General features: G+C 41.0%; 7 protein-coding genes and 3 pseudogenes. All 10 read left to right on the top strand.

Features of this window, described 5'->3' with window-relative positions:
* Positions 1 to 74: 74 nt before the first annotated feature.
* A pseudogene (locus AC1DCD_RS09640) lies at positions 75 to 188 on the top strand (toprim domain-containing protein); the annotation flags it as partial.
* A gap of 4 nt (positions 189 to 192) precedes the next feature.
* Positions 193 to 654 (top strand): annotated as a pseudogene (locus tag AC1DCD_RS09635) (DUF3408 domain-containing protein).
* Between the two features lie 78 nt (positions 655 to 732).
* Positions 733 to 1020 carry a hypothetical protein gene (locus AC1DCD_RS09630; protein WP_353585700.1) on the top strand — a complete coding sequence of 96 codons (288 nt, stop codon included), beginning with the start codon at positions 733 to 735 and terminating at the stop codon, positions 1018 to 1020.
* Positions 1007 to 1471 (top strand): plasmid mobilization protein, encoded by a 465-nt coding sequence (locus AC1DCD_RS09625; protein WP_353585699.1) that lies wholly within the window; start codon positions 1007 to 1009, stop codon positions 1469 to 1471. The genes AC1DCD_RS09630 and AC1DCD_RS09625 overlap by 14 nt, the downstream gene beginning before the upstream one ends.
* Positions 1468 to 2523, top strand: coding sequence for an IS5 family transposase (locus AC1DCD_RS09620; protein WP_464641302.1), 1056 nt, complete (start codon positions 1468 to 1470; stop codon positions 2521 to 2523). The genes AC1DCD_RS09625 and AC1DCD_RS09620 overlap by 4 nt, the downstream gene beginning before the upstream one ends.
* Before the next feature lie 149 nt (positions 2524 to 2672).
* Positions 2673 to 3734 (top strand): annotated as a pseudogene (locus AC1DCD_RS09615) (relaxase/mobilization nuclease domain-containing protein).
* Positions 3735 to 4053: 319 nt separating this feature from the next.
* Positions 4054 to 8694, top strand: coding sequence for a DUF3289 family protein (locus tag AC1DCD_RS09610; protein ID WP_464641300.1), 4641 nt, complete (start codon positions 4054 to 4056; stop codon positions 8692 to 8694).
* A 2-nt stretch (positions 8695 to 8696) separates the two neighbouring features.
* A complete protein-coding gene (locus AC1DCD_RS09605) occupies positions 8697 to 9281 on the top strand; it encodes a hypothetical protein (RefSeq protein WP_464643485.1) in 585 nt (194 codons plus the stop codon).
* A 114-nt stretch (positions 9282 to 9395) separates the two neighbouring features.
* Positions 9396 to 10010: a hypothetical protein gene (locus AC1DCD_RS09600; protein WP_353585695.1), complete on the top strand. Its 615-nt coding sequence runs from the start codon at positions 9396 to 9398 to the stop codon at positions 10008 to 10010.
* 81 nt (positions 10011 to 10091) lie between these two features.
* Positions 10092 to 10985, top strand: coding sequence for a PKD domain-containing protein (locus AC1DCD_RS09595; protein WP_353585694.1), 894 nt, complete (start codon positions 10092 to 10094; stop codon positions 10983 to 10985).
* Positions 10986 to 11041: the final 56 nt, after the last annotated feature.

Genomic DNA, 11041 nt, shown 5'->3' with positions numbered 1-11041 from the left:
TACCTTATAAAAAGAATCAGCATAAAGCTTGTCAATACAAACTTTATGCTGAAATATAGTTTTTAAGGGATGACTATTATAGAGACTTTAAAGACCTTAACGAATATCACGTCAGCCGTGTTCGTGAGCATGAGAAATCTCAAAATACAAGCAACAAAATAAAACAAATCAAACTTAAAATAAGATAGAAGTATGGAAAAGAAAACAGTCAGCAATGAGGAAATGGAAAATACCATCAGGAAATCTTTCAGTATGAGCCAAGCTGAAAGTTCAAGTGAACAAACCGTAGCTGAATTTCGAGCAAAGGGAATGAAAAATATTCAAGAGCAAAAACAACAAGAAACAGAACATGCCATAGAACAGCCCACGCCATCCGAGCATACACGGCATACTGAGAATATGGCTGTTCAAAGACGCATCAGCTCCAAAATGAGGAAGAAAACACTCGAAGCCTACAAGTAAGCCTATCTTGTGCCAACCAAACTGTGCAACCGAAAGGCGGTCTATCTGAGCAGGGACACACAGGAGCGTGCCGACTTCATCGTGCGCAGGTTAGGCGACAGGGGCAGCAACCTTTCAAGTTTCGTAGAGAACATCGTGCGCCTCCATCTGGAAGAGTATGGTGAGGATATAGAAAAATGGAGAAGGTTGTGAGCCACAGAAAAAGGGTGAGGGCTTTCTTGAAGAGGGACAAGCTTTCCATCCAAAACCCTCAACCCTTTTTTAGGGAACATGACAACAGGCATTTGCCGAACATATAGAACGGAGGGAATGCCACGAACGCAGTTAGGCACTGAATGTATGGCATTCGCTTCTAAGCAACAAAACGCCTTATGCGTAAACGGAATGTTAGCTGACATTGCAAGACGTCAGTTTGTACCCACAAACTGCCCTTGCTCCCCTCGTCAAACTAACGGGGAGATAATCACTCTGTTCTCATCGGTCAGTATTCAAGAATTAAGAGACAATGAATCATCTATAATGATAAACTTTCAAAGAAACTTATATGAACAGATATAATAGAAAGACTGCCCGATGGCAGCAACAAAATAAGGAAGAGCAGAAGATGAACAAGACAGAGTTCATCAAGGTAAGATGCACCTTAGAGGAAAAGCATCGTATCAAGTTAAAGACGGAAAGCGCGGGACGTAAGTTTTCCGACTACTGCCGTGAGATACTCTTAAATGGAGAGGTGGCAGCCGTCCCCAAGATGACCGACAATGAAAGGGAAGCCATTTGTATACTTCAGCATACAGGACGGTTCTATGGGCAGATTTCTAACCTTATCAAGGTTAAAGATGAAAGGTGGGTACATATCATTAAGAACCTTTCGCTATGTGCCAAAGAGGCATTTAAGAGATTTTACGACCCCCATTTTCGTGTAGACAATGATATATATAAGGAGACCTCTGCAAAACTCATTGTTCAAAATTTGCTCATTTCATCATATTTTTGTACATTTATAGTATGAAACAATGTCCTTCTTCTCCGAGTTTTGCTGACCTAATAGTTGGTCATCGTAAGGTTAAACAGACCTTTTTCTTACAAATTGATCAGATAATCGACTGGAATCCCATTCGTGGACTTATTGAAATTGCTTACACCAAAGGCAACCGTCCCACTGGTCGTCCAAGCTATGACAGCCTTGTGTTGTTCAAGACCGAGCTTCTTCGTACATGGTATGGCTTGAGTGACGGCGAGGTCGAAGAACAGGTAAATGATCGTTTATCCTTCAGCCGCTTTGTTGGTTTAGGATTGGATGACTGCGCTCCAGATAGTACAACTGTATGCCGTTTCCGTAATATTTTGGTTGAAGCCGACCTTTACGACAATGTGCTGCAAGAGATAAATCGCCAGTTAGAGCTGGCTGGTGTTTTGGTTAAGCGTGGTGCCATCGTTGATGCAAGTATCACAGATAGCCCTCGTCGACCTCGCGGCCGTAAGGAATACGAAGTAGTTGAGGATCGCAATGAGGAATCAGGCAGGGATGTGGCAGAAAAGGCAATGGTTAAAGAGATCGTCAAGCCCAATGTTGATAGTGAAGCACGTTGGGTAAAGAAGATGGGGAAGCTATACTTAGGTTACAAGCGACATTCGGTTACAGATGAGAACGGTTTGGTGATAGACGAGGAAACCACACCAGCTAACGAAAGTGACATCAAACATTTGGAAAAGCCATTAGAAAAAGCTAAACTTCCACAAGGTACACCTGTTTATGCCGACAAGGGTTATGATTCTACAGCAAACAAGGATGTACTTAAACGTATGAAGTTCAAGAGTCGTATCATGCACAAAGGAGTAAGGGGACGTAAGCTAACGGAAAGAGAGCAGCGTGTTAATGTAGCCATCAGCAAGACACGGTACAAAGTGGAACGTACCTTTGGATCTATTCACAGATGGTTTCATGGTGGGATAGCCAGATATGTAGGTTTAGCTAAGACTCACGCACAACACATCATGGAGGCTATTGCCTACAATTTATATCGAACTCCAGGGATAATTGTGTCTAATTCTCTCAAATAAGGGGAGAATATGGGATGAAATAGGGCATATACAGCCTAAAAATCAAAAATATTGACTGCGGGTGAGCCAATAGTGCTCAAAAACAAGAATGATAGAGGATGGGGTAAGGTTTTGCAGAGGTCTCATGTTGGTCTTAAATATGAAGAGAGATGATAGGAAAATGCAAGGCAATAGCGCATGGCAGCACGGCTTTGGACTATATTTTTAGGGAAGGCAAACTCGGTAGTCGGCTTGCATTCCACAATCTTTGCAGCAGGGAGCCAAAGACAATCTATGATGAAATGAAAGTGGTCAGTAACTACAACAGCCGTTGCAGGAACAAGTTTCTCCGTATCGAAATTGGCATCGCACCGCAGGACGAGAAAAAGCTGTCTGTGTCCGAATATATGTGGATAGCACATTTGTTTGCCAAGCGAATGGGACTTGACAACCACCAATGGGTGACAGTAACGCACAAGGACACCGATAATAGACACATTCACATAATAGCTAACCGTATCAGTCTGTATGGAGAAGTCTATGATACCACCTTTGTGAGCAACAAGGCAGCGAGAGTGGCGGAGGAAATAAGCAGGGAGAAAAACTTGACTATAGCAAAGGAGGTCAAGGCAGAAAGGAAGCACCAAAAGGTAAAAGCCAATCCCACGAGAGAACAGACAAAGACAGAGGTGCAACAAATCTGCTATGCCTTACTCGGCAAATACAAGGGCAGTGGCATATCTGGATATTCCATGTTTCTCTACGACCTTAGTAAGAGTGGCGTAACCATTGACCGCTTGAAGAACAAGCAGGGCAAGGTCTATGGCTTGAAGTTCTCATACGGAGAACATACATTCAAGGCATCTGAAATTGGCAGGGAATTCGGCTACCATTCCCTGCAGAAGAACTTTGAAGAAACCAACAAGGAAGAACAGAAGAAACCACACCAAACGATACAAGAGCCAATATAAAAGAAAGAACAACCTAATACAGGCTACCAACTTGTACCTCCAAGCCGCTCCTCTATCTCACAAGACAATGATACCTCACAAGTGCAGAATCCCATTGGTGCAGTGGCAGACACCATTGTTAGTGCAGCCAATGAAGTTGTGGAAGGGTTGGGCGATTTGATTACACCAAGTACACAAGGCAATGACTATGCCGAAGCTGCGTGGCAGCGCAAGCTCAGGAACCAAGCCAACAAAAAGAAGAAAAGAGGACGTGGATTATAATCCCATTCCAACGAAAGAGTGCATTACAAAAATGCAGAAAGAAGAATATCTCATCAAAAACGCTTGTTATTCGCTGACAAAGTATTATCTTTGCAAACAGAATAACAAGCGTTCTTTGTTAGTCAGAAAACAGCGAAACCAAGTAACTCGCTCGTTTCCAAATCGTTACCTGTTTAGTTATATCAACAAGGTAACTTCTTTATTTTCAATAAGTTGTATTCTAAGAATTATTTTGTGGGGCAAAAGATATAATTTTATGCACTAATATGCGTTATATTACATATCAAAACGCTATAAATATAAATAGAACGATACAAGTATGAAGCATCATCGGTTGGTTAGATATTTGTTACTACTCCTGCTCCTGTTTATGGGGGTAGGGCAGCCTTTGCGTGCTCAATACTACCCAATTCATGCTACCGTTCAATGGCCGTCTCCTCAAAGTCCTTACTTGTCTGATTACTATAGTGGGAGCCGGGACAGGCTCATTGTAACTCTTCTAAATCGAGATCTACAGCAACCCCTGCTCCTTGCCAGACTGCGCATCAGGATTAAGAGTACAGGTTTTCTTGCCACCAGCCGTGAGGAAATCAACTACCCGATTCTGGAGCTCAGTGCAAATGTCCCGACCCGCCTGACCAATATAGACCTGTCCCCCTATCTTCAGCCACAGAACCTGCAAATTAATGGCAGGCTGCATAACGGTCAGTTACCCACGGGATATACGGAGTTCTCCGTGCAAGTGGTAGACTATTATACAGGACGAACGCTTTCAGCTTGGCATACGGGACGGTCTTATTTGGATGTAAAGAAACCTCCTTTGCTTAATTTCCCGGAGAAAGATGCACAAATAGGTATCACAGAGCCTCTCTATATCCGTTTCCAATGGATGCCCCGCCATCAGGGACTTGCCGGAACAGAGTATGAGTTTGTATTGAAGGAACTGCCGGACAATGGCGCAGCTCCTCAGTCTGCGTTTGCTTATGGCAATGAGATATATCGTATCCGTACCCGTAATACAACGTTGAACTATACCCATCTTGAACCTATCCTTTTTCCAAATCGATGCTACGCTTGGCAAGTACAGGCAATTGCCCGTGACGGGGTTGATGAAGTCGGCATGTTTGAGAATGGCGGCTTCAGTGAAATCAACTGGTTCTATCTTAATGACAATTGTCAAGCACCGACAGGGTTGAAAGCTCTTCCCCGCTTTGCCAAATTGGAACTTTCATGGAACAAGGTCATTGGCACAACGGGGTATGTCGTGGAATGTCGTCCTAAGACGAAGCTAAATGTTTACGAATGGAGCAGTACACGAGTTGCTGGCGAATACCTTACACTCGTCCAATTGAAACCGGGATGGACATACGAATGGCGTGTAGGTACGCTCTGCACGGATGATCGTCCTGTCTTTTCGGACGTACATGAGTTTACGCTCAGTAGCCGGAATGACGAGCTGCTGGCTGACTGTGGCAAGGAATCTGTGAGAGAAGACCTTTCGCAGAAGCCTAACTTGCGGATTAAAGCCGGAGACATTGTTACCATTGGTGGCGACTATCCGATGACCATAACAGAGGCTGTCTCATTAGGAGACGGCTGGTATTCTGGACGTGGTAAGACTCGACTGAAAACCATTATCGATGCTCCCGTTGCACTTCGTTTCGACCGACTCCGCATCAATTTGGATAACTTCCAGATAGACGGAACGGTGGAAGCGTCCTACGATGAGAAAAAAGCAAAGATAGCCAATCTTGACTATGTGGATGACGGCGGCAAGGACATCAAACCGGCTACGATCCGTATGCGTGAGCATAAAATGGAATTTACCCTTCCCGACATACCGCAGTTTACATATAATTCTGAGAGTGGAGCGTTAGAAACGATCGATGCAGACGGTAACCCACAGACCATCAAAACAGATGTGCCGGAAAACGCCTCGTATGAGAGTATTTTCCCCATGTTGGTTACGGACAGTAAAGGAAATACCTATCAGATCAGCCCGGCAGAACAGGATGCCGGAGGGACAAATGATGATGCCGAAAATGGAAATCAAGATAGAAACATAAAACTCACCTGTGAGCCTGTAACTCGTATCGGAGATTTCAATACGGAATCCCTATCAAGCAAGTATGGCTATATACACTTTGAACGCGGAGAGGGAAAATATGCCTTTGATGATGGTCAGGAGAAGTGGTACAAGAAGAGTGTCAAGGTGGATCGTTTCTACAAGCCGTTTGCAAAGGGGTATATTGCACCTTGGAAACTTGTTCCTGTGGGAGAGAATGATGTTGTTACGGCAAAGTATGATGACTTGAGGAATATTGACTTGAAAAAGGTTCACTTTGCCTCTGAACCCAATACTGCTGCACTGCCGGCAAAGCTTAATGAGGCAGAACAGACATGGACGATTAGCCTGCGTTCCGTATCGTCTGGTGCAAGTTATGATGTTTGTGCCGTCTACGAAGGAGTGGTCATCGGCAAACTCCGTGTGGTGAGCTATACGAAACAGCAGCATAAGGTAACTCTTGTTCCGATAAACGAAGTTAAGTTAGATAAATCTGCTATTGAACAGCAACTCAACACCATCTATAATCCTGTTGGCGTGCAGTTTACAGTGAATGTGGATGAAAGCATGCGCGGCAATTATGACTGGGAAGTAGAAAGTGAAAAGGATGGACTGCTGAGTACGGTCGGTAAGTCTTTTTTGGGCTATGACAAGGAACTCAAAGAGACTCCAGAGATGCTCAATCTGCAGAAGACTTACCAGCAGGAAGCAGGGACACTTGACGGCGTCTACCTATTTGTTCTAAATGGAGCCAAGGGACTTGAAGGACAAAATAAAGACTTGTTGGGTGAAATGCCTCGCAAGAGTCAATTTGGCTATATCTTTACAGCTAACGGCTATAATACAACTTCATTGGTTCGTACCATTGCTCATGAAGTAGGACATGGTGTCTTCACTTTACAGCATACCTTTGATGCAGAATATGGCAAAGACACGCAGGGCACAACAAACAATTTACTGGACTACAAGGATGGAACAGATATAGCAGCTTTCCAATGGAATGTCATGGCTAATCCTGCAGTATTTACTGCTATGGATAAAGCTAAGGATATTAAAATAGAGCGATACAAAAGTCGTATGGTATGTATTCCTCAGGATGTATCTGATGCTATAATGAACTCTCAAAAGTCACTATTATCTGCAAAAGGGGATAAAATCGAATTGCCGAACGGTTCTATCATAAAAGCCCTCTTTTATAGCGACACTTCTATACGCCCCGCTCCCTCTGGAAGTATTGCAGAGTTTGAAATAAATGGTCATTCTTATAAAACATGGTATAGAACTCATACTAAGGATTTTGACAGCTATAGTTACACAGCAAAAGGGGACACTGTACCTTGGAAGACAAAGTTTTCTAATAAGGAACCAGTCCAGATTATTATTAATCCAGCTAATTACACAATAAATGTAAATGGAAAAATATTCCTTCTTGATGTAGATAATTTTACCTGTGGAGATCAGAGAATTTATGCTATGGATCTCAAGAGTTTCTATATCAAAGATACAAATGCCAAATACATCAGGGATGGGATCAACGATACAAAGATAACACTTTCTAAAGAGTCGGATATTTTGAATGCGCTAAAAGATAAATTCAATAATCTGCCACAACAAGGCATAACTACACTCGATAATTTTCAGAAAACACTTACAATGCAATTCAATTACAGAGGAGAAGGGCTTACTGAGAAGCGGAAGTTTGTTGTTCTGTCTACTCAAGTCCAAAAGGGCAATGGTATCGAAGAGGATTGGAATGCACTCGCACAAATACTATTTAAGGAACTTGAATTTGGAGATAACGATGTACTTGTAACTATACCTTATATAAAAATCAAGAGAATAGATCCTTTAAGTATAAATAGTAATACAATAACTATGTATATGCCTGGAGTTGCATATGGAATAGGTACGAAGTTAGACAAAGACCGCTTAAATAAAAAGTATGATTGTACTGATGGAACTGTTGGAAAGACCGGTAATGGTGTTGGAGACTTTATTCTTTCTCTGTTTGAACAGTCTGAGATTCCTGCTATAAAGCCAAGAGTTCTGATTCAAACAGTAACGAAACCGGGCTTTGGTCTGAAAAAAGACCGTGAAGAATATGAGTTTGAAGATGCACAAGGTAAAGGTTTGACTCCAGCATCAGATAAAATTGCTGAAGATATGAAGTTTGGCACTTCATTCGATCTTTCAACTATCAAGGATGACAAAGTGAGGGAAAACCTTGAGCGGCTCAGTAAAAAATCTGATGATGAACTGTTCAAAAACTTAATCAATTTGGCGGAGTGGGTATCAAGTGGTGACCTTGAAGATAATAACAAGAGAATAATAGCCGAGTGGCAGAGACAAGTATATCAAACGTCTGAAGATCATTATACAGATTCAAGACTAACGGATGCGGTGTTTAAAGAGGAAACGACCCAATCTTTGATTTCCGAGGTTAAGCGACTTTTACATGAAGCTCTTAGAGTTGTTAACGGTGATATATCAAGACTCTCTATAAGTAATTATATTGGACAATTTAACATTAAACGTCCTATGTTTTCTTCTTTTTCGGATAAACGTCACGGCTTAACTTTTGCCTTGAATGACACCTGGGGATTCAAAGTGACGTTGCTAAACTATCGATATGATGCTACAACAAAAAAATATTGGGCTAAATTAAAATTCGATGTCTTCGACCATTTTGGATTAGATAAAGACGATGTTGTAAAATTTGGATCGATGGAGAAAGTGCAAGATCGGGTTGGAAAACTTGCTCCCGTTGTTCCAGATTCTATTTGTCAACAGGCTGCTGACGGTTTCTGTTCATGGTTCATTTTGCAATATAAGAGAGGATATAAGCCATTCGTAACAATGATGTCAAAAGAAATTGAAATAGAAGGAAGATTATGAATATGAGAAAGTTCTTTTTGGGAGGATTAGTATTTTGCCTTGGAAGTCTTATCTTTTTTATATCAAGATGCAATATGATTGACAAAAGCAGTTATTATGTCCTTGAATGTCGTACTGGTAATACTGGTAATGACAATGAGAAAAAGATATATGCAGCAAGTATTATCCTTGTGGCGAATGCTCCTTGCCTAAAGAACTCATTAAAGAGAAACTTAGAAACTTTCTTTTGGAAAAATATAACACTGGATACAATAAATAGATATAACTCTATGTATGGTTATAGGTTTTATAGGGAGACAAAATATCTCACTAAAGATTTTAAAGAAGGGGGGCAATATAATCCAGAATTTAGTAGCTGGGATAATACAATGGACTGGAGAAATCATCTAGAAGATAGATTAGGAGAGGTATGTTTTTTTTGCCGAGAGGATAAAACAGGATCTTATGTTTGCAGAATCGCCAAGCAGTCTATAGTTTTTCATTGGTTTGAACCTCCTTATGAAGATTTTGAGTATAGAGAAGATTTTGATAATATAAATGACTTCTGGAAAAAGAAGCGAAAAGAATTAGGAATTGACAATACGTGATATTATGACTACAGATGGTTTATGTGCATGGGGCATCCTCCAATACATGAGAGGATACAAACCGTTTGTGACTATGATATCGAAAGAAATTGACTTTGAAAATCTATTGAAGTAATGATGATAAATAAAACTAAATATAAAATTATAATAGCAAATATGGTTTTTTGCTGCTTAGGAATAGTCATAAGTTATCACTTTAGAAGTGATATATTTACTATTCCAACAGGATATTATGTTTTAGAGTCCGACACGTCCAACGTTGGGAAAAGCTCAAGGCATCTGATAGTACTTTTATCTAATGTTCCATATTTAGAGAATAATGTTAAGAAATGCCTTGAAGAATCATTTTGGAGGCATATTACCTTAGACTCATTACATTTTTACAATGTATATTCTGTACGTTATTATCGAGAAACAAAATATCTGACTCGCAACTTTAAAGAAGGAAATCAATATGTTCCATTATATAGCCATTGGGATAACACAATGGATTGGAGAAATCATTTCAAGGACGAATTGGGAAATATTACATTTTGTAAACGTGAAAATGGGACAGGAATCTATAGCATTATAATTAATGATACAGGTTATGGATTTCATATGTTTGTAGATCTTGTTAAAAGAGATAGAACTTATCAGGACTTCAAAGATATAAAAGACTTCTATATTAAAAAATGCAAGGAATTAGGAATCAAGAAAAATCATATGGAGATTGATGAAAAATATTGAGAAATTTGTGCAAAAAGTTGTTCCTTGGATGAATTTAAACTTATCTAAAAGGCGAACGAGAATACAAAAAGGTAATGAAATATGAAAAAGTGTAATGTTCCATATCGCTCAATAGCAATATTGTTATTTACCACATTACTGTCATCCTGCCTAAAAGAGACTGCTGTTCCTATCGAATCTGCATTCACTATAGAGGCATCGGAAGATAAGACCTCTCCTGTAACTATTCAACTAAAAAATGAAAGTTACGGAGCAGATGAGTATGAATGGATATTTGAGGGTGGAACTCCCGATCGTTCCAATGAGAGAACTCCGGCTAAGGTCGTGTTTACTCAGGCAGGTGAGCACAAAATAACCTTGCGAGTCTGGAATGCTGTAGAGGAAAGGACAAGTCAGCAGACCCTCAGAGTTGACTCCGCCATGACGATAGACTTTGATTTTACCGTGGCAATCAATGATATTGCTCCAGGAACTGTCTCCATCATCAACAAAAGCAAAGGTGGAAGACAATACGAGTGGGCATTTGAAGGAGGTGTTCCCTCAACATCCAACCGACAGCATCCGGGCACGATAACCTTTGCGGACGGTGGTGAGCATAAGATCCACCTGAGAGTATTCAATGGCAGTAAATACGAGGAACGTACTAAGGCGCTAACCCTACGACCTCCTATGCAAGCCGATTTTTCGTATGCGCCTCTACCTGTTTATCAAGACTGGGAAGCCCCACTCACGTTGAAGACAACCAATCTCACCACAGGAGGATTGTCTTATCATTGGGTATGTGTAGGAGCCAATGTGCTGTCTCCTACAAGTGAAACGACGACCATTCGTTTCGAGGACGCTGGTACTTACAAACTACAGATGATTGCTGGCAATGGCAAAGAAGAAAAAGTTGTAGAGAAAAGCATTGTTATCAAACTATTGCTGTCCGGTAAAACTCAAAAGAGCATAAATATCCTCCCCGAAGCCCAGTAAAATTGGACTTCGGGGTTTATTTTTTCAAAAGTAAGCCCCCTAATCGAAAAGACTTG

Source organism: Prevotella sp. C0209C1 (genome assembly GCF_056583855.1).
The sequence above is the reverse complement of the archived record's forward strand: the minus strand, read 5'-3'. Positions and strand labels throughout refer to the sequence as shown.

Coding starts and splice junctions, on each gene's coding strand:
- AC1DCD_RS09605 (WP_464643485.1), top strand. CDS start 8,697: ATGAGAAAGTTCTTTTTGGGAGGATTAGTATTTTGCCTTGGAAGTCTT.
- AC1DCD_RS09625 (WP_353585699.1), top strand. CDS start 1,007: ATGAACAGATATAATAGAAAGACTGCCCGATGGCAGCAACAAAATAAG.
- AC1DCD_RS09620 (WP_464641302.1), top strand. CDS start 1,468: ATGAAACAATGTCCTTCTTCTCCGAGTTTTGCTGACCTAATAGTTGGT.
- AC1DCD_RS09630 (WP_353585700.1), top strand. CDS start 733: ATGACAACAGGCATTTGCCGAACATATAGAACGGAGGGAATGCCACGA.
- AC1DCD_RS09595 (WP_353585694.1), top strand. CDS start 10,092: ATGAAAAAGTGTAATGTTCCATATCGCTCAATAGCAATATTGTTATTT.
- AC1DCD_RS09610 (WP_464641300.1), top strand. CDS start 4,054: ATGAAGCATCATCGGTTGGTTAGATATTTGTTACTACTCCTGCTCCTG.
- AC1DCD_RS09600 (WP_353585695.1), top strand. CDS start 9,396: ATGATGATAAATAAAACTAAATATAAAATTATAATAGCAAATATGGTT.